At 45.7% G+C, this 18,551-nt stretch carries 18 protein-coding genes and 1 other RNA gene; 15 read left to right on the plus strand and 4 right to left on the minus strand.

Going from position 1 to position 18,551, the window contains the following annotated elements; genetic code table 11:
- The first annotated feature begins 14 nt into the window (after positions 1 to 14).
- From rpsI to sspB, 6 genes are all read left to right on the plus strand, one after another.
- Positions 15 to 407 (plus strand): 30S ribosomal protein S9, encoded by a 393-nt coding sequence (gene rpsI, locus R7190_RS11710; RefSeq protein ID WP_005372876.1) that lies wholly within the window; start codon positions 15 to 17, stop codon positions 405 to 407.
- A gap of 674 nt (positions 408 to 1,081) precedes the next feature.
- The gene (petA, locus tag R7190_RS11715) at positions 1,082 to 1,672 is read left to right on the plus strand and encodes a ubiquinol-cytochrome c reductase iron-sulfur subunit (RefSeq protein WP_005372877.1); all 591 of its coding nucleotides are present in this window, start codon (positions 1,082 to 1,084) and stop codon (positions 1,670 to 1,672) included.
- Complete coding sequence (locus tag R7190_RS11720) at positions 1,672 to 2,937, plus strand: cytochrome b (protein WP_005372880.1); 1,266 nt, start codon at positions 1,672 to 1,674, stop codon at positions 2,935 to 2,937. Before petA ends, R7190_RS11720 begins: the two co-directional genes overlap by 1 nt.
- A complete protein-coding gene (locus R7190_RS11725) occupies positions 2,934 to 3,671 on the plus strand; it encodes a cytochrome c1 (RefSeq protein WP_005372881.1) in 738 nt (245 codons plus the stop codon). Before R7190_RS11720 ends, R7190_RS11725 begins: the two co-directional genes overlap by 4 nt.
- Before the next feature lie 96 nt (positions 3,672 to 3,767).
- Positions 3,768 to 4,403, plus strand: coding sequence for a stringent starvation protein SspA (gene sspA, locus R7190_RS11730; RefSeq protein ID WP_005372897.1), 636 nt, complete (start codon positions 3,768 to 3,770; stop codon positions 4,401 to 4,403).
- 17 nt (positions 4,404 to 4,420) lie between these two features.
- Positions 4,421 to 4,906, plus strand: a complete 486-nt coding sequence (gene sspB / locus R7190_RS11735; protein WP_005372898.1) for a ClpXP protease specificity-enhancing factor — start codon at positions 4,421 to 4,423, stop codon at positions 4,904 to 4,906.
- A gap of 71 nt (positions 4,907 to 4,977) precedes the next feature.
- Here the strand turns inward: sspB and R7190_RS11740 are convergent, their stop codons facing one another.
- Genes R7190_RS11740 through R7190_RS11755 form a run of 4 tightly spaced genes read right to left on the minus strand, consistent with a single transcriptional unit; the run spans position 4,978 to position 8,428 of the window.
- Complete coding sequence (locus tag R7190_RS11740; RefSeq protein ID WP_005372899.1) at positions 4,978 to 5,646, minus strand: BON domain-containing protein; 669 nt, start codon at positions 5,644 to 5,646, stop codon at positions 4,978 to 4,980.
- Between the two features lie 21 nt (positions 5,647 to 5,667).
- Entirely contained in the window at positions 5,668 to 6,258 is a 591-nt protein-coding gene (locus R7190_RS11745; protein WP_005372901.1) for a phosphoheptose isomerase, read from the minus strand.
- A gap of 3 nt (positions 6,259 to 6,261) precedes the next feature.
- Positions 6,262 to 6,630 carry a YraN family protein gene (locus R7190_RS11750; RefSeq protein ID WP_005372903.1) on the minus strand — a complete coding sequence of 123 codons (369 nt, stop codon included), beginning with the start codon at positions 6,628 to 6,630 and terminating at the stop codon, positions 6,262 to 6,264.
- A complete protein-coding gene (locus tag R7190_RS11755; protein ID WP_005372905.1) occupies positions 6,617 to 8,428 on the minus strand; it encodes a penicillin-binding protein activator in 1,812 nt (603 codons plus the stop codon). Before R7190_RS11755 ends, R7190_RS11750 begins: the two co-directional genes overlap by 14 nt.
- 68 nt (positions 8,429 to 8,496) lie before the next feature.
- Here R7190_RS11755 and rsmI point away from each other — a divergent pair, with 68 nt between their 5' ends.
- The 9 genes from rsmI to murD all read left to right on the plus strand — a co-directional run bounded on the left by rsmI (position 8,497) and on the right by murD (position 18,537).
- Positions 8,497 to 9,360: a 16S rRNA (cytidine(1402)-2'-O)-methyltransferase gene (gene rsmI, locus R7190_RS11760; RefSeq protein WP_047101994.1), complete on the plus strand. Its 864-nt coding sequence runs from the start codon at positions 8,497 to 8,499 to the stop codon at positions 9,358 to 9,360.
- A 167-nt stretch (positions 9,361 to 9,527) separates the two neighbouring features.
- An RNA gene (rnpB, locus tag R7190_RS11765) (RNase P RNA component class A) lies at positions 9,528 to 9,958 on the plus strand.
- A gap of 175 nt (positions 9,959 to 10,133) precedes the next feature.
- The gene (gene rsmH / locus R7190_RS11770) at positions 10,134 to 11,084 is read left to right on the plus strand and encodes a 16S rRNA (cytosine(1402)-N(4))-methyltransferase RsmH (protein ID WP_017633610.1); all 951 of its coding nucleotides are present in this window, start codon (positions 10,134 to 10,136) and stop codon (positions 11,082 to 11,084) included.
- Positions 11,085 to 11,089: 5 nt separating this feature from the next.
- Positions 11,090 to 11,407: a cell division protein FtsL gene (gene ftsL, locus R7190_RS11775; RefSeq protein WP_186584467.1), complete on the plus strand. Its 318-nt coding sequence runs from the start codon at positions 11,090 to 11,092 to the stop codon at positions 11,405 to 11,407.
- Positions 11,404 to 13,197 (plus strand): penicillin-binding transpeptidase domain-containing protein, encoded by a 1,794-nt coding sequence (locus R7190_RS11780; RefSeq protein ID WP_086046525.1) that lies wholly within the window; start codon positions 11,404 to 11,406, stop codon positions 13,195 to 13,197. The genes ftsL and R7190_RS11780 overlap by 4 nt, the downstream gene beginning before the upstream one ends.
- 62 nt (positions 13,198 to 13,259) lie before the next feature.
- A complete protein-coding gene (gene murE, locus R7190_RS11785; RefSeq protein ID WP_054578500.1) occupies positions 13,260 to 14,741 on the plus strand; it encodes a UDP-N-acetylmuramoyl-L-alanyl-D-glutamate--2,6-diaminopimelate ligase in 1,482 nt (493 codons plus the stop codon).
- Positions 14,738 to 16,102: a UDP-N-acetylmuramoyl-tripeptide--D-alanyl-D-alanine ligase gene (locus tag R7190_RS11790; RefSeq protein ID WP_054574276.1), complete on the plus strand. Its 1,365-nt coding sequence runs from the start codon at positions 14,738 to 14,740 to the stop codon at positions 16,100 to 16,102. Before murE ends, R7190_RS11790 begins: the two co-directional genes overlap by 4 nt.
- A complete protein-coding gene (mraY, locus tag R7190_RS11795; protein WP_005372931.1) occupies positions 16,102 to 17,184 on the plus strand; it encodes a phospho-N-acetylmuramoyl-pentapeptide-transferase in 1,083 nt (360 codons plus the stop codon). The genes R7190_RS11790 and mraY overlap by 1 nt, the downstream gene beginning before the upstream one ends.
- Positions 17,185 to 17,223: 39 nt before the next feature.
- Positions 17,224 to 18,537 (plus strand): UDP-N-acetylmuramoyl-L-alanine--D-glutamate ligase, encoded by a 1,314-nt coding sequence (gene murD / locus R7190_RS11800; protein ID WP_186584466.1) that lies wholly within the window; start codon positions 17,224 to 17,226, stop codon positions 18,535 to 18,537.
- The last annotated feature ends 14 nt before the right edge of the window (positions 18,538 to 18,551 follow it).

Consider the following 18,551-nt stretch of genomic DNA (forward strand, 5'->3'; position numbering starts at 1 on the left):
TGGGGATTTCGAAAATGGCAGAGAATCAATACTACGGCACTGGCCGTCGCAAAAGCTCAGCTGCACGTGTTTTCATTAAACCAGGCAGCGGTAACATTGTAGTAAACAAGCGTAACCTTGACGAATACTTCGGTCGTCCAACAGCACGTATGGTTGTACAACAACCTCTAGAGCTAGTTGAACTAACTGAAAAGCTAGACCTTTACGTAACAGTTAAAGGCGGCGGTATTTCTGGTCAAGCTGGTGCTATCCGTCACGGTATCACTCGCGCGCTTATGGAATACGATGAGTCTCTACGTCCTGCTCTACGCGCAGCTGGCTACGTTACTCGTGACGCTCGTTGCGTTGAACGTAAGAAAGTTGGTCTACGTAAAGCACGTCGTCGTCCACAGTTCTCTAAGCGTTAATTTCCTCTTATCGGGAATTATGCTTTTCAGAGTTACTCTGGAAACTGTGTACCAAAAGCTCGGCTCTATGCCGGGCTTTTTTGTATTTAAAGCAACGAACAGCCTTCACTTATCATCACACTCCGAGCAGGCCTTCTTATTCGTCCTCTTCGTCGAAAGGTTGCCAGTGCCGTTTTATATGTGTGCCTTATTTAATCGCGACTCACCACGCTTTCTCTTGCGATGCAGCATAGATGTATTCATCAGCAAGAATGTCTTTGTATCTTATTCTTCCTGTAACATGTTTTAAAATGACTTACGCTCCTTTTTGAGCATTCTGCGTGCTACAAAATTGAAAATATAAACACAGTAAGCTGAACGCGTAATACGAAATATTTCTCTGTGTAATTAACTGAAAACTACCAAGATAAAAGGTTTTATCTGCTTTCAGCGGGGCTTCTATGTGGTGCTTTCTTGTTACAAATCACATCAATTTTTTATAATTCTGCCGCTTTTGTGACGACGCGAGCGATTTGCCTCACAAATGTTACAAAAAGGTAGCTTTATCTTGTCAAAAAGTAGGGTTTTCTTTATCATTTCCCTCCAATAAATAGAACTAAATTCATTATTTGTTAGCCATGCTCTTATAAGCGGAATAATAACGATCCAAAGGGAGCAAATGGGAGAATGTTTGGATGAGCAACGCGCCTTTAAATAACGGTCGCAGGCGTTTTCTAACCGCTACAACGGCAGTTGTTGGTGGGTTAGGGGCAGTCGCCGTCGCCGTGCCTTTTATCAAATCATGGAATCCGAGTGCTAAAGCCAAAGCGGCGGGCGCACCGGTGGAAGTGGATATAAGTAAAATTGAACCAGGTCAGCTGGTTCGTGTTGAGTGGCAGGGAAAACCTGTATGGATTGTTCGCCGCACTCAAAGCGTTCTGGATAACTTAAAATCGATCGGTGATAAGCTTCGCGATCCACAATCTGAAATGGAGCAGCAGCCTGAGTACGCTCAGAATGAGTTTCGTTCGATTAAGGAAGAGTTTTTCGTCGCAGTTGGTTTCTGTACCCACTTAGGTTGTTCACCAACCTATCTACCTGACTCTTTCTCAGAGCAGGTGCAGGGCGTAAGATCTGGCTTCTTCTGTCCTTGTCATGGTTCTAAGTTCGACATGGCTGGTCGAGTGTTCCAAGGAGTACCTGCTCCGTTGAACCTTGTCGTTCCTAAGCACATGTATTTGAGCGATACCAAGCTCATTGTGGGTGTTGATGAGGGAGATGCATAATGCAAGCAATGTTAGATTGGGTTGAAAAGCGTATTCCTGCAATGAATGCTTATAAAAAGCATTTGTCTGAATACCCAATGCCTAAGAACTTCAACTTTTGGTACCTTTTCGGTTCTCTGGCGATGCTGGTTCTTGTTAACCAAATCCTAACGGGTATTTGGCTAACGATGAACTATGTTCCTTCAGGTGACGGTGCATTTGCGTCTATCGAATACATTATGCGTGATGTAGAGTACGGTTGGCTTCTGCGTTACATGCATTCCACTGGCGCGTCAGCGTTTTTCGTTGTTGTGTATCTTCACATGTTCCGTGGTTTGATCTACGGTTCATACCAAAAACCTCGTGAACTATTGTGGATCTTCGGTATGTTGATCTTCCTTGTTCTCATGGCTGAAGCGTTCATGGGTTACCTACTTCCATGGGGTCAGATGTCATACTGGGGTGCGCAGGTAATCATTTCCCTGTTTGGCGCTATTCCTGTTATCGGTGATGACCTAACGCTTTGGATTCGTGGTGACTACATCATCTCTGGTGCAACGCTAAACCGTTTCTTCGCACTACACGTTATTGCCTTGCCTATTGTTTTGCTTCTTCTTGTTGTTCTGCACGTATTGGCGCTGCACGAAGTAGGCTCAAACAACCCGGATGGTATCGAAACTAAGCTGCCAAAAGGCTCAATGGGCGACGATTACAAAACGCAATTCAAGTTCCACGATTACTACACGAAGAAATATGACATCATTGATTCGATTCCTTTCCATCCGTACGGCACGGTTAAGGACTTGGTCGGTGTTGCTGGTTTCTTGTTCTTCTTCTGTTACGTGCTGTTCTTTAACCCAGAAATGGGTGGGTACTTCCTTGAGCCGCCTAACTTTGAAGCTGCAAACCCATTGAAGACACCAGAGCATATTGCTCCGGTATGGTACTTCACGCCGTTCTACGCAATCCTACGTGCGGTTCCAGACAAACTATTAGGTGTTATCCTAATGGGCGCGTCAATTGCAGTGCTGTTCGTTCTACCTTGGTTGGATCGTTGTAAAGTTCGTTCATACCGTTACCGTAGCAAACTTCATCTATTGAATATTGTACAGTTCACTATCGCCTTTATCGCTCTGGGTATTTTAGGTGCGTTACCTGCGACACCAACGTACACACTACTATCTCAGATCTTTAGCTTGTGTTACTTCATGTTCTTTGTGTTGCTGTTCTTCTACAGCAAAAATGAAGCAACCAAACCATTACCAGAGAGGGTGACATTCAAATGAAGAAGTGGATTGTAATTCTATTTGCTATGTTGCCATCACTAGCGATGGCAGCTGGGGCCAATGTTCCGCTGGATAAAGCGAATGTTGACCTTACGGATAAAGCTTCGCTACAAAACGGCGCGAAGTTGTTCATGAACTACTGTTTTGCTTGTCACTCTACGCAATACCAGCGTTACGAGCGTGTAGCAACAGACTTGGAAATTCCAACAGACTTAATGAAAGAAAACCTGATTTTCAATCCTGAAGCGAAAATCGGTGATCTAATGGTCAATGCTATGCCACCGAAGCAAGCGGCAAACTGGTTTGGTGCTCCGCCACCAGATCTTACGTTGGTTGCACGAGTTCGTGGTGCTGATTGGTTATACACTTACTTACGCTCTTTCTATGTTGATCCATCTCGTCCATTCGGCGTGAACAACATCGTCTTCCCGAGTGTTGGTATGCCGCATGTGCTTGAAGAGCTACAGGGCATCCCGACGCCGATTTACGATACGAAAATCGTAGATGGCGAAGAAGTACAAGTTGTTGTTGGTACTGAAACCGATGGCACCGGTGAGCTGAGTGAAGGCGAATATGACAAAGCGGTTGGCGATCTCGTTAACTTCTTAGTTTATTCAGGTGACCCAGTGCAGCTTGAGCGTCATGCTCTAGGCTGGTGGGTAATGGGCTTCTTAGTGCTTCTAACCATCGTTGTTGTGATGCTCAAGAAAGAGTATTGGCGCGATGTGCATTAATTGTGCTAAAATACCGTGCTAATTCCCAATTTTAATTGATGTACAATGGAGGCTTAGCCTCCATTGTTTTTATTTGTAAGTGTACTGGAGGGCTCCATGGCTGTAGCTGCCAATAAACGTTCTGTGATGACTCTTTTCTCAAGTGCATCAGATTTGTATAGCCATCAGGTTCGCATTGTACTAGCTGAAAAAGGCGTAAGTGTTGAAGTTGAGCTTGTTGACGAAGCAAACCTTCCTGCTGAGCTTGTTGAGCTAAACCCATATAAATCAGTGCCAACTCTTGTTGACCGTGAGCTAGCTCTTTACGATTCAAAAATCATCATGGAGTACTTGGACGAGCGCTTCCCTCATCCACCTCTAATGCCGGTTTACCCTGTTGCTCGTGGCAACAGCCGCTTGATGATGTACCGTATCGAACGCAACTGGTATTCACTCGCTGAAAAAGTGATGAAAGGTAATGCGGAAGAATCAGAAAAAGCACGCACAAAGCTGCGTAATGATCTTCTGACGTTAGCGCCAATTTTTGCTGAATATGAGTACTTCATGAGCGAAGAATTCAGCTTGATCGATTGTTACCTAGCTCCACTATTGTGGCGTTTGCCTCAACTTGGTATCGATCTTGTTGGCCCAGGTTCAAAAGAAATCAAGGTATACATGAATCGCGTATTTGAACGTGATTCGTTCCTTGCTTCTTTGACTGAAGCTGAACGTGAAATGCGCCTAGTTCGCTAAGCGATTTAAAACACGTTATGGATATTGCAAAAATGACTGCTCGCCGCCCGTATATGCTTCGCGCATTTTACGAGTGGTTAGTAGACAATGACTTGACTCCTCACTTGGTTGTGGATGCAACAATGCCAGGGGTGCGTGTCCCGGTTGAATTTATTCAAGATGGTCAAATTATTTTGAATATTGCGCCACGTGCAGTGGGTAATCTTGAGTTAGGTAATGATGCGATTACCTTCCATGCTCGCTTTAGCGGTCGTCCGCACTCAGTGATCGTGCCTGTGTATGCTGTTCAAGCTATTTATGCACGTGAGAATGGTGCTGGTACTATGTTTGAACCAGAAGAAGCGTACACTCACATCGAAGAAGAAGCGATGACCGAGGAAGAATCATCCCCATCGTTCACAACGGTTAGTGATGAGCCTTCTGAGTTAGTTTCTGATTCAGATGCCGAAGAGGACGATGCTCCTCGACCAAAAGGCAAACCAAGCTTAAGAGTGATTAAATAATAAAAAAGCAGCGTAACGCTGCTTTTTTCTTTTTAACTTGTTGAAGATGATTTCAAGCCAGACTTTGGAAATTACTCACTAATCGTAAAGACTTCGACGTTCTCTTCACTTTCTGTGCTTGCCTCACTTTCTATTGTTTGTACACCGTCACTCGGTAAGTCTACTTCAACAGGCTCCATTTCGCCGTATTGGAACCCTTTAATGACTTGTTTTACGCCTGAGATATTACGCGCGATTTCTGTCGCTCGATCGCCTTGCTCTGGCGTGACATAACCAAACAGAAAAACATCGCCATCTTCGGTGATCACTTTAACCTTAACACCATTAAGCTCAGAATCAGTAAGCAAAGCTGACTTTACTTTGGTTGTGATCCAGCTGTCATTGCTAATCTGGGTAACAGTGAGTGGCTCTTTTTGTTTGATTTGATTGTGTATGACTTTTACACCACTAACTTCTCGAGCCCTTCGCTCTAAAGCAAGGATAAGGTCTTGTGTCGGAGCTTGTCCCATAAGGACTACAGTCCCATTATATGAACTGGCAACGACACGAACTTCACCTTTAAACGGTGCTTTATTGCCGATCGCCGCAACTTCGAATTCGATGTTATTGTCCTGCCAGATTTGTTTTGTCGTGCGTGTGTCCGTGACAATATTCGCTGTGGTTGCTGCACCTGCGATAAACAAACCTGCGCAACCACTTAAACTCAATGCTGTTAATAAGATAACGAGGCTACGTAGCATAATTCTGATTCTCAGTCTTGGTTACTCTTCGTGAGCAGGGAAAAGCACCTGGTCAATAAGATCACAAAGACAATGGAGTGTTACCATATGTACTTCGTGAATACGTGCAGTGCGGTGTGATGGAATACGAATTTCGACGTCGTTCTCACCGAGCAGTCCTGCCATCTCTCCGCCATCTTTTCCTGTTAGCGCGATAATCGTCATGTCTCGAGTTACGGCTGCTTCCATCGCTTTGATAATATTTTTACTGTTACCGCTAGTCGACATGGCAAGCAAAATGTCGCCTGGTTGACCAAACGCTCGTACCTGTTTTGAGAAGATTTCCTGGTAGTGGTAATCGTTGGCCACTGCGGTTAGGGTGGTATTATCGGCGGTTAAGGCCATTGCTGGTAGGCTAGGACGCTCAGTTTCAAAACGGTTTAAAAGACAAGAAACAAATTGTTGAGCGTTTGAAGCACTGCCGCCATTACCACAACATAAAATTTTATTGCCATTAAGCAGGCTCGACACCATCGCTTGAGCTGCATGAGTAATGGCATCAGGCAGCGCCTCTGCTGCTGCGATTTGAATTTGAATACTTTCTGTAAAGCTGTCTTTAATGCTATCTAGCATCGCTTATCCTTCAGAGATTGCGTTTTCTATCCAGTTGATATCTCGCCCATTATCATGAATGGCGATGACATCAAATCGATAATCGATATTGTGTTTTAAGCGCTTTTGTTGGCTAAGCCAAACTTGTGCGGTTTTGACTAGCTTGCGCATTTTAGCGTGCGTCACCATTTCTGCTGCCGAGCCAAAGTGATTGTTCTTACGGTATTTGACTTCAACAAACACAATAGTTTCACCTTGTTGGAAGATTAAATCAATCTCACCGACCTTAGTCAGAAAATTTTGTTCAATAAAGTTTAAGCCCTGGCGTTGTAAATACTGCTTCGCCAGAGCTTCATATTGATTTCCGATTTGGCGCTTACTAAAGAGCCCCACGCTCAGCCCAGCTTAGCTCACGCTGTACAACACAATTATTGTCGATACTTAAAATACCGGTTTGGCCGCCAACTGAGTAGCCCGGAACGACCTTCATTTGTGGCAGCTCCCCAATCAATTTATACGCATCCATACCCAGTGCTTTCAAACGTTTTTCCATGTTAGATTGCTCTGACCACAGCTCGTTCATTTCAGCGGTCACGCTAGGGTCTGGGTCAATCAGTAATGGGATATCGCTGTAGATGATACCTGTTAGATCTTCGTAAGTCGCGCCGCCACTGTTGCTACGCGAGCTAGAGAAAATTTGTGGCGCTTTGGCGTCTGGGTTAATCGCTACCTCAATAAACGGCTTGATCAAAGTTAGTTCCGTGCTTCTAGCAACAATATAAACCGCATCGACATCACGACGGCTACGTGGCTGTGTTTCAAGCTTGATACGCATTAATGATTGCATCTGAGCAATACGTTGTTTGCTTTCTTGCAGACCAAATACTTCATTGATGTCTTTTTGAAGTTGGCGCTTGTCGCCAAAATAACTTGCTGCGACTTTATTAGAGCTGTACTTGCGCCATTCTTTGTTGAACGCTTCAGTTACGCGCTCACCAAAGCTGCCCTTTGGTGCCAGAATCAGAGGGAAGTTATAGCCTTCGCTGAACAAGTGTTTCGCTGCCTGTGCGGCTTCTTGTTCTGGTGATAATGCCAAGTAGCAAATATTGCTATCTGGTTGCACATCTTCGGGAATATTTAGCGCAAGGGCTGGAATCGTAGGACCATTTTCTGAGCCATCCATGGTTGTGTGCAATAGCTCAACGTTTTCTTTTTCTAGGGGACCAACAACAAAGTCGATGTTTTCATTGATCAAACGTTGTTTAATTTGGTCGGCGTTATACGCATTAGTGTCTATTACCGTGAGGGTAGCGCTTGGATCACGGTTACGATCATTCATCATCGCAAACACAAAACCATCACGAATTAATTGCGCTTGTGGCGAGAACTTACCAGTAAGCGGCAGTAACAAAGCGGTGTTGTTTGGTTTAACAATGTCTAGAGAGAGAATGTTTTGAATCTCTTCTGGTGTGTAGATAGCGGCTGGGTGCGATGGGTTCTCGTTTAACCAGCGTTCTAGGGTATTTTTTAGTTGGGATAAGTTGCCCGACAGCGTTTTCGCATAAATAGCGAGTTGTAGCCAACCATCCAAAACATCTTCATTTGGCTCTGTTTCTAATGAGGTCAGTTCGTACTCGGAGTAGCTGCCAAAGTTCATCCAAATACGGCTAGAAATCTCTCTCTGCTCCGCGGACGATGCATATTGACCAAATGCAACCAGTTGGCGGTTTGCCTCAAACGCTTGGTTAAGACCTTGATAAGCGTCGGCACGCATCAAGTAATAGTCTTTCCATTGCTCATTTGGCAACTTCCACCAAGGTTTAAAATTCAACAATTGCAGCAACTGAGAGTAATTACCCTGTTTTTGCTGTATGGTCGCACGCGCTAGTTGCCACTCTGCTTGCTGAACTTCGGTTAACTGTTGACGAGCCAGGCGCTTGATCAACATTTCTGCTTGATCAAACTGGTTTGCTTGAATCGCGGCTTTGGTTGCCATGATCAACCAGTCATTTTGTAAACTGCCTTCCGTGCTATCAGCTTGGATCATATAGTTCTGAACAGACTGAGTAGGCTCAAGTGTTACATCAACGCCATCAGGCTGTCTTGGACCTGAAGAACAGGCGGCGAGCGTAATTGCTAGTGCAACAGGAGTAAGTATGCGTGGTACACTGAGTCTCTTATGGTTAATCATTGCCGTGAGTTCTCTATAATTTTGTACAAAATTGTCTCTATATTAATCGTTGAAGTGATGGTAAACAAATGACAGATAAAAATAAGTTGCCGAATGAGGGGCCAACTCTCTATATCGTACCGACTCCAATCGGAAATTTAGCGGATATCACCCAACGTGCTATCGAAATTCTGTCGACTGTGGACATCATTGCCGCTGAGGATACTCGACATACGGGCAAATTACTGTCTCACTTCAATATTCAAACCAAAACTTTTGCTCTACACGACCACAATGAGCAGCAAAAAGCACAAGTTTTGGTAGAAAAGCTGCTTTCCGGTCAGTCTATCGCATTAGTTTCTGACGCAGGTACGCCACTTATCAGCGACCCAGGATACCATTTGGTGACAAAATGTCGTCAAGCGGGCGTTAGAGTTGTGCCTCTTCCAGGTGCCTGTGCGGTCATTACGGCGTTAAGTGCCTCTGGCTTGCCATCTGATCGCTTTAGCTTCGAAGGTTTTTTACCACCGAAAAGCAAAGGTCGTAAGGATAAATTCCTAGAGATTGCTTCGGTAGAGCGTACGTGTATTTTTTACGAGTCACCGCACCGTATTTTAGACTCTCTACAAGACATGTTAGACGTTCTTGGCCCAGATAGAGAAGTTGTGTTGGCAAGAGAGCTAACAAAAACCTTTGAAACCATTCAAGGCATGCCGTTAGGTGAGCTGATTAAATGGGTGAAAAGTGACGATAACCAACAGCGTGGTGAAATGGTATTGTTGGTACATGGCCATCGTGAAACAACAGACGACTCACTACCTGAAGATGCTTTACGCACGTTAGGGATTTTGACCAAAGAGCTGCCTTTGAAAAAAGCAGCTGCTTTGGTGGCAGAAATACATAACTTGAAGAAGAATGCGCTATATAAATGGGGCTTAGAAAACTTAGACTAAGTGCCGCTAGCGAGATAAATGGTCAATGAGGGCTGATGTTTAGGAATCGGCCTTTTTATTATCTATTTTTGGCGCGCTGACTAAAAAGTCATCACTTAGTGCATTCATCTCATCATATCTGTGATCTAACTAGACTCTGAAGTGAGAACTCTATACAATCCGCCCTCGGAGCTGACTGGGTAGTCGCTGCTTTGTTGATGTCCTTCGGGAGACTGACGTCGAAGTCCCTTTGGGAGACTGACGTTGACGTCCTTCGGGAGACTGACAAAGGGGAGGAAAGTCCGGGCTTCATAGAGCAAGGTGCCAGGTAACGCCTGGGGGGCGCAAGCCTACGACAAGTGCAGCAGAGAGAAGACCGCCGATGGCCCGTAAGGGTACAGGTAAGGGTGAAAGGGTGCGGTAAGAGCGCACCGGACGACTAGCAATAGTTCGTAGCAGGGTAAACTCCACCTGAAGCAAGACCAAATAGGCCTCCACATTGCGTTGCTCGCGTAAGGAGGCGGGTAGGTTGCTCGAGCCAGTGAGTGATTGCTGGCCTAGACGAATGGCTACCGCCGCGCAAGCGGAACAGAACCCGGCTTATGTGTCGGCTCCACCTATTCGAGACCCATCTCTACTTCGGTAGTGATGGGTTTTTTGCATTTAATTGACGCAAACTATGTCATTACCAATAAACTTGGCGTAAATCACGTCTAACTTTAGACTTGTGGTGGCGATGATGTAGGAAATCAGTACACTAAAGAATCGCTTCAAGATCATTCAACGAGAAAGCTATGACCGAAACCTTCCAACATATTTCCGTGTTATTAAATGAATCCATTGATGGCTTAGCTATCAAACCAGACGGCGTCTATATTGATGGAACATTTGGCCGTGGCGGTCACAGCCGGACAATTCTATCTAAACTCGGTGAAAATGGCCGACTGTACAGTATCGACCGTGACCCTCAAGCGATCGCTGAGGCAGGCAAAATCAATGACCCTCGCTTCACCATTATTCATGGTCCATTTTCTGGTATTGCTGAGTATGCTGAAGAGTATGGGCTAGTTGGAAAAGTGGATGGTGTTCTTCTGGATTTAGGCGTTTCTTCTCCTCAGTTAGACGACGCAGAGCGTGGCTTTAGCTTTATGAAAGATGGTCCGCTAGATATGCGTATGGACCCGACATCAGGTATTCCAGTATCTCAATGGTTGATGGAAGCAGACCTCGATGATATCACTTGGGTCATTCGCGAGTTCGGGGAAGATAAACATGCGCGCCGTATTGCAAAAGCGATTGTTGCCTACCGTGAAGATGAAGAAAATGAGCCAATGGTTCGCACTGGTCAGCTGGCAAAATTGATTTCAGATGCCGCACCGAAAAGTTTTAAAGAGAAAAAACACCCTGCGACTCGTGCTTTCCAGGCTTTTCGTATTTACATCAACAGTGAGTTAGAAGAAATTGATACGGCACTTAAAGGCGCGGCGAGCATTCTTGCTCCTGAAGGCCGTTTATCTGTGATTAGCTTCCACTCTCTGGAAGACCGTATGGTCAAACGTTTTATCCGTAAAGAGAGCAAAGGGCCTGAAGTGCCACACGGTATTCCAATGACGGAAGAGCAAATTCGTGCTCTTGGTAGTGCGAATATGAAAGCGGTGAGCAAAGCGATTAAACCAAGCAAACAAGAAATTGAAATGAACCCTCGTTCGCGCAGCTCTGTGTTAAGAATTGCAGAAAAGCTTTAATTATTATGACGAAATCCACTCCTAATCTTGCTAAGTTGATTGCAACGGATCTCCTCACTGTTGGTCGCTGGCCATTACTGTTGTTGCTATTGATCGTGGCATCGGCAATAGGAGTGGTATTTGCTACCCACCATGCGCGTCAAGCGATCACCGAGAAAGACCATACGTTGGTTGAACGAGAACGATTAGATAGCGAATGGCGTAACTTAATGTTGGAAGAAACTGCCCTCGCGGAACACAGTCGTGTTCAAGACCTTGCCAAAAAAGAACTTGAAATGAAACGACCTGATGGCGATAAAGAAGTGGTTGTCACGCTCAAATGATTAGAAAAAAATCCAACACGAAACAAGCCAATAAGCGTAAACCTGTAGCAAAAGAGAAAGCGGCTACGGGGGATAAGAAAACCGATAACAAAGCAGTGAAAGTGGCGGTCGAAGAATCTTTCTTGATTCGTTGGCGCTTCCATCTATTACTGTTTTTTGTTTTTTGTGCATTTGCCCTTTTGGTGGCACGCGTAGCCTACATCCAAATCATTGAGCCAGATAACCTGATTAAACAAGGTGACCTACGTTCGGTTCGTGTTAAATCCATTCCTTCTGCTCGCGGTATTATTTCGGATCGAAATGGTGAGCCGCTTGCTGTCAGTGTACCGGTTGAGGCGGTTTGGGCAGATCCTGCCACGATATTTAAAGAAAACGCGTTAAGCCAGACCAAAAGTTGGCATGCATTAGCGGATGTTCTTGGTATTGACCGACAAGGGTTAATAGACAAAATCAAGCGCAATGAAAAACGCCGCTTTATCTACTTGCAGCGCCAGGTCAGTCCGGCCATGGCGAACTATATTCGTGAGCTAAAGCTGCCAGGTGTTGGCCTTAAGTCGGAATCTCGTCGTTATTATCCTGCAGGTGAGGTTAGTGCTCATTTAGTCGGTGTAACAGGCATTGACGGGCATGGCCTAGAAGGTGTGGAGCGTAGCTACGATGAGTGGCTCACTGGCGCGGCGGGTAAGAAAACTATTCGTAAAGACCGTTATGGTCGTGTTGTGGAAAACATTGCTTGGCAAGACAAGCAAGAAGGTAAATCACTTCAGTTAACCATCGATCAGCGCCTACAGGCGATCGCGTATCGTGCGATTAAGCAAGCCGTTGCGGACCACCGCGCCACTTCAGGTTCCGTTGTCATGTTGGATGTAAAAACGGGCGCCGTATTGGCCATGGTTAATGCTCCTTCTTACAACCCTAACAATCGTAGCGATTGGCAAAGCTATCAAATGCGTAACCGAGTGATCACGGACTCAATGGAGCCTGGTTCGACCATTAAGCCTTTCGTTATTTTAGCCGCCTTAGAAAATGGGATAGCCGATAAAGATACCATCGTAGATACCGGTAATGGTGTCCTACGTTTAGGTGGTAGTCGAGTCAGAGATGTCTCTCGCGTAGGCAAAGCGAGCTTGACCACGATCCTTAAAAAGTCGAGTAATATCGGTGTGACGAAGCTAGCAATGCAAATGCCGGTAGAGGCGCTTCTTGGGCTGTACAGTTCAGTGGGTTTTGGTGAGCTTTCTGGCCTAAACCTAGTTGGGGAAGTGACGGGTATTTTTCCTACACGAACTCGTTGGTCGCCAATTGAACGCGCCACGATTGCGTTTGGTTACGGTCTATCAATTACACCAATCCAGCTAGCCCATGCTTATGCGACGCTTGGAAACCTTGGCAAATACGAGCCTATTCATATTATTGAAAGCAATGATCATGACATGTCACGTCAAGTGGTGAGTGCGAAGTATGCGCGTCAAGTATTAGACATGTTGGAAACCGTAACTCAAAAAGGGGGCTCGGCTCGCAGAGCGGCAGTTCCTGGTTATCGAGTAGGAGCGAAAACGGGTACATCACGTAAAGCTTCTGCCGGTGGGTACAGCGACGAGTACATCACCTACACGGCTGGGCTTGCTCCGGTTAGCGATCCGCGAATTGCTTTAGTAGTGATCGTAAATGAGCCTCAAGGCGATGACTACTATGGTGGTTCGGTAGCGTCTCCTGTCTTCTCTGAAATCATGAAAGGCGCGCTACAAATACTCAATGTTGCACCTGACGAAAACAAATTCCAACAGTAAGCCCTGTGGTTTACTGAGCAAACAAAATTAAGAAAACCTGAGCCAAAGCTCGGAGAACAAATATGACTAAAGCCATCAGTATGGACGTGCTGCTTTCCCCTTGGGTGGATTGCCCTAGCTTATCGTCCGTTCTTGTTTCTGAATTGGAGCTCGACAGCCGAAGAGTTCAACCTGGAACCACGTTTGTAGCAGTGATTGGCCATGTTGTGGATGGGCGTAAATTCATTGCCTCTGCAATTGAGCAAGGTGCAAATGCAGCCCTGGCGCAAGCCTGCGATGTCAAAACACATGGTACGGTGGAAATCATTGATGATGTTCCCGTCATTTACATTGATAGGTTGGACCAACGTTTATCCGCAATTGCTGGAAAGCTTTATGCTTACCCTGATATGGATTTGATTGGTGTCACCGGCACCAACGGCAAAACCACCATTACCCAGTTAATAGCGCAATGGCTAGAACTGCTTGACCATAAAGCGGCGGTAATGGGAACAACAGGAAATGGCTTCCTCAATAACTTGCAACAAGCTGCGAATACAACGGGGAATGCCGTTGAAATTCAGAAAACGCTCTCCTCTCTCGCAAATCAACAAGCCACATACACCGCGCTAGAAGTATCTTCCCATGGCCTGACGCAAGGTCGTGTCAAAGCATTATCATTTGCGGCGGGCGTGTTTACTAACTTAAGTCGTGACCATCTTGATTACCATGGCACGATGGAAGAGTATGCCAATGCAAAGCTTGGGTTGTTCACGCAACACCAATGTGAACGTGCCATTATCAATGTTGATGATGAAGTAGGTCATCAATGGGCGTCGCAGTTAAGTAATGCGGTCGCTGTTTCGCTCAAACCGAACACTGAATTTGAAAGCGCAATTTGGGCGACGGAAGTCAGTTACGCGGAGTCAGGGATTACTATTAAGTTCGATGGTAAATTTGGCTCAGGTGAATTGCACGCGCCATTGATTGGTGAGTTTAATGCAACCAACTTAATGCTCGCTTTTGCGACCTTATTAAGCTTAGGTAAAGAGAAACAAGCGTTACTCGAAACCGCAGGTCAACTGCAACCTGTACTCGGCCGAATGGAGTTATTCCAAACTGAGGATCGTGCCAAAGTCGTGGTCGATTATGCCCATACTCCTGATGCTTTAGAAAAAGCGCTGCAAGCTTTACGAGTTCATTGTGAAGGCCAGCTGTGGGCTATTTTTGGCTGCGGTGGCGATCGCGATGCAGGTAAGCGCCCAATGATGGCGGAAATTGCAGAGCGTCTAGGCGACAGAGTGGTGTTGACTGACGATAACCCACGCAGCGAAGACCCGGTTCAGATTGTGAAAGACATGTTAGCTGGGCTGTCAAAACCTGCTGAAGCGATTGTTCAGCATGACCGCTTCAAAGCACTGTCTTATGCCATTGAAAATGCTTCGCCAAACGACATTATCTTGTTAGCTGGGAAGGGTCATGAAGATTATCAGATTCGTAATGGCGAAACGATTCATTACTCCGACCGCGAGTCCGCAATGCAACTTTTAGGATTGACCTCATGATCAAAGTAACGTTATCTCAAATTGCAGACATCACTCGTGGCGAGCGATTCGGCGACGATCTACTTATCGACGCGGTTTCTACTGATACACGAGCGATTGAGCGTGGGGCTCTATTTGTGGCGTTAGTAGGGGAGCGCTTTGATGCGCACAACTTTTGCCAACAAGCGGTAGATGCAGGTGCCGGTGCTTTACTCGTGGAAAAACGCTTAGATGTGAATGTGCCGCAAATTGTGGTGTCGGATACCAAACTTGCATTGGGTGAGTTTGCTTCTTGGGTGCATCAAGCATGCCAAACACCTACCGTTGCCATCACCGGAAGTTGCGGTAAAACGACCGTAAAAGAAATGGTTGCGAGTATCCTGCAATTGAAAGGCAAAGTGCTATTCACGGCGGGTAACTTCAATAATGATATTGGTGTTCCGTTGACATTATTACGCTCACAGCAGGATGATGATTATGCCGTGATTGAGCTTGGTGCTAACCATATAGGTGAAATTGCTTACACGACTCAGTTAGTAAAACCAGATATCGCGTTAGTGAACAATGTAGCAGCCGCTCACCTTGAAGGCTTTGGTTCTATCGATGGCGTGAAACAAGCCAAAGGTGAAATCTACCAAGGCCTTTCAGCTGGTGGTATTGCGATTGTTAACCTAGACAGCAATGGTGAAGCCAAGTGGGATGAAGTGTTAGCAGATAAGAAAGTCATTACTTTTTCACAAAGTAATACTGATGCAGACTTCTTCGCTTCTAACATCGTATTGAACGCCGCAGGTGAAGCAAGCTTTGACTTACATATCGCAGCAAGCTCACAAGAAATTGAACTGTCTCTGGGTATTATAGGTCAACACAACGTTGCGAATGCGATCGCTGCTTCTATTATTGCGTTACAAATGGGCGCCACATTAGAAGAGGTTCGCGCTGGCCTTAAACATTTGAACAAAGTGAAAGGTCGCGTCGAGGTTGAAGCGCTGAGCGAAAAGATAAAATTGATTGACGACAGCTACAACGCGAGCGTGCCAGCCATGAAAGCGGCAGTTGATTTATTGGCCGCTTTCCCAGGTCAACGCTGGCTGATTTTAGGTAATATGGCGGAATTGGGCGAGGAAAGTCTTGCACTTCATCGTCAAGTCGGGGAACATGCTGCCCCACAAAAATTTGAACATGTTCTCACATATGGTGCAGACGCCAAGGTGATCAGTGATCTTTGCCAAGGCATTCATTTTGAGACGCACCAAGAGATGATTGAATACATCAAGCAGCATCTAGACCAAGCCGTTCCTGAAAACCATACGATATTGGTGAAAGGAGCGAACGGTGCACGTATGTTTGAAGTCGCTGCTGCTTTGAAGGAGTATTATTAATGATTATTTGGCTTGCCGAGCTGCTACAGCCATACCTGTCTTTTTTCCGATTGTTTGAATACTTGTCTTTTCGAGCAATCCTAAGCGTATTAACCGCTCTAGGTCTGTCATTATGGATGGGACCAATCATGATCAAGCGTTTGCAAATGCTGCAAATTGGTCAGGTAGTGCGTAACGAAGGTCCTGAATCTCACTTTAGTAAGCGTGGTACCCCAACAATGGGCGGTATCATGATCTTAGCGGCCATCTCAATCACGATTTTGCTATGGACAGACTTATCCAACCCTTACGTATGGGCGGTGCTGACAGTCTTACTTGGCTACGGTGCGGTCGGATTTGTTGATGATTATCGTAAAGTGGTACGCAAAAATACCGATGGCTTGATCGCGCGTTGGAAGTACTTCTGGCAGTCGTTGATCGCGTTTGTCGTCGCTTTCGCATTGTATGCTTACGGTAAAGACACAGCAGCAACTCAGCTAGTGGTGCCATTCTTTAAAGACATCATGCCGCAGCTTGGTTTGATGTATATCATTCTGACTTACTTTGTCATTGTAGGTACAAGTAACGCGGTTAACCTGACTGATGGTCTAGACGGTTTGGCAATCATGCCAACGGTTCTTGTTGCAGCAGGCTTCGCGGTTATTGCATGGGCGACCGGTAACGTTAACTTCTCTGAATACCTTCATATACCATACTTACCACATGCTTCTGAGTTAGTTGTCGTATGTACAGCAATCGTAGGTGCAGGCCTTGGTTTCTTGTGGTTTAACACTTACCCAGCACAAGTGTTCATGGGCGATGTAGGTTCACTAGCGCTTGGCGGGGCATTGGGCACCATTGCTGTTCTAGTTCGTCAAGAGTTGGTGTTGGTGATCATGGGTGGCGTATTTGTGATGGAAACGCTATCAGTCATCCTACAGGTAGGTTCTTACAAATTACGTGGTCAGCGCATTTTCCGTATGGCACCAATTCACCACCACTACGAATTGAAAGGTTGGCCAGAACCTCGTGTAATCGTGCGCTTCTGGATTATTTCTATGGTTCTTGTTCTGATTGGTCTTGCGACATTGAAAGTGCGTTAATCGCACTTTCCAAGAATAAGATTTACAGTGTGATCAAATATGGAACGTTGGCAAAACATACATAGTGTTGTCGTCGTAGGGCTCGGTATTACCGGGCTCTCTGTCGTTAAACACCTAAGAAAAAATCAGCCACAACTTGTGGTCAAAGTCATTGATACTCGTGTAAACCCTCCAGGTGCAGAGCGCTTGCCGGAAAGTGTTCAACTGCATAGTGGTGGTTGGAATACGGACTGGCTTTCTGACGCGGATCTTATCGTGACCAACCCTGGTATTGCGCTAGCGACACCAGAGATCCAAGCCGTATTAGCAAAAGGTACGGCAGTAGTAGGTGATATCGAGTTATTCGCTTGGGCGGTGCAGAAACCGGTGATTGCGATTACGGGCTCAAACGGTAAGAGCACAGTAACCGACCTCACAGGTGTGATGGCTAAGGCTGCAGGTTTGGATGTTGGCGTTGGTGGTAACATCGGTGTGCCTGCTCTGGACTTGTTAGAACAAGACGCAGACCTATATGTACTCGAACTCTCGAGCTTCCAGTTAGAAACGACGTCAAGCTTAAAGCTCAAAGCCGCTGCGTTTCTGAATCTTTCTGAAGATCATATGGATCGTTATCAAGGCATGTCTGACTATCGACAAGCCAAGTTGCGTATTTTTAACCATGCTGCTCTTGCGGTCGTGAACCGTGATGATCAAGACACCTTCCCAGACGCAGAGATGCCATTGGTGACATTTGGCAGCGACAATCAGGACTTTGGTCTCGAGGTGGATGGCAACCGTACTTGGCTGCTCGATCACGGTCAACGAGTTGTCGCAAGTGATGAGATTAAGTTGGTTGGTAAGCACAACTTATCTAACGCTCTGGTTGCTTTAGCGCTATTAAAAGCTGCGGACGTAAACTATCACAAAGCATTGAATGCACTTAAAAATTACACGGGACTGACACACCGATGCCAGGTGGTTGCGGATAATCAAGGCGTCAAATGGGTGAATGACTCTAAAGCAACTAATATTGCCAGCACTATGGCTGCGCTATCTGGTTTGGAATCGACAGGCAAGCTCTACTTACTCGTTGGTGGTGTTGGCAAAGGTGCTGACTTCTCGCCATTAAAACCGATCTTCGCGACGCTTAACTTGCAACTGTGTTGCTTTGGCGCTGATGGCGATGAATTTATGCCACTGCATGAATCTGCAATACGTTTCGACACTATGGAAGATGTGATTCAACAAGTATCTTCGCAGTTAAAACCAGGTGATATGGTGATGCTGTCTCCTGCATGTGCTAGCTTTGATCAATTCGACAACTTTATGGCAAGAGGTGATGCTTTCGCTGCTCTTGCTCAGAAATATGCATAATTAAAGGTTACACA

The sequence above is a fragment of the Vibrio sp. 1078-1 genome, from assembly GCF_033340475.1.

Coding starts and splice junctions, on each gene's coding strand:
- rpsI (WP_005372876.1), top strand. CDS start 15: ATGGCAGAGAATCAATACTACGGCACTGGCCGTCGCAAAAGCTCAGCT.
- petA (WP_005372877.1), top strand. CDS start 1,082: ATGAGCAACGCGCCTTTAAATAACGGTCGCAGGCGTTTTCTAACCGCT.
- R7190_RS11720 (WP_005372880.1), top strand. CDS start 1,672: ATGCAAGCAATGTTAGATTGGGTTGAAAAGCGTATTCCTGCAATGAAT.
- R7190_RS11725 (WP_005372881.1), top strand. CDS start 2,934: ATGAAGAAGTGGATTGTAATTCTATTTGCTATGTTGCCATCACTAGCG.
- sspA (WP_005372897.1), top strand. CDS start 3,768: ATGGCTGTAGCTGCCAATAAACGTTCTGTGATGACTCTTTTCTCAAGT.
- sspB (WP_005372898.1), top strand. CDS start 4,421: ATGGATATTGCAAAAATGACTGCTCGCCGCCCGTATATGCTTCGCGCA.
- R7190_RS11740 (WP_005372899.1), bottom strand. CDS start 5,646: ATGCTACGTAGCCTCGTTATCTTATTAACAGCATTGAGTTTAAGTGGT.
- R7190_RS11745 (WP_005372901.1), bottom strand. CDS start 6,258: ATGCTAGATAGCATTAAAGACAGCTTTACAGAAAGTATTCAAATTCAA.
- R7190_RS11755 (WP_005372905.1), bottom strand. CDS start 8,428: ATGATTAACCATAAGAGACTCAGTGTACCACGCATACTTACTCCTGTT.
- rsmI (WP_047101994.1), top strand. CDS start 8,497: ATGACAGATAAAAATAAGTTGCCGAATGAGGGGCCAACTCTCTATATC.
- rsmH (WP_017633610.1), top strand. CDS start 10,134: ATGACCGAAACCTTCCAACATATTTCCGTGTTATTAAATGAATCCATT.
- ftsL (WP_186584467.1), top strand. CDS start 11,090: ATGACGAAATCCACTCCTAATCTTGCTAAGTTGATTGCAACGGATCTC.
- R7190_RS11780 (WP_086046525.1), top strand. CDS start 11,404: ATGATTAGAAAAAAATCCAACACGAAACAAGCCAATAAGCGTAAACCT.
- murE (WP_054578500.1), top strand. CDS start 13,260: ATGACTAAAGCCATCAGTATGGACGTGCTGCTTTCCCCTTGGGTGGAT.
- R7190_RS11790 (WP_054574276.1), top strand. CDS start 14,738: ATGATCAAAGTAACGTTATCTCAAATTGCAGACATCACTCGTGGCGAG.
- mraY (WP_005372931.1), top strand. CDS start 16,102: ATGATTATTTGGCTTGCCGAGCTGCTACAGCCATACCTGTCTTTTTTC.
- murD (WP_186584466.1), top strand. CDS start 17,224: ATGGAACGTTGGCAAAACATACATAGTGTTGTCGTCGTAGGGCTCGGT.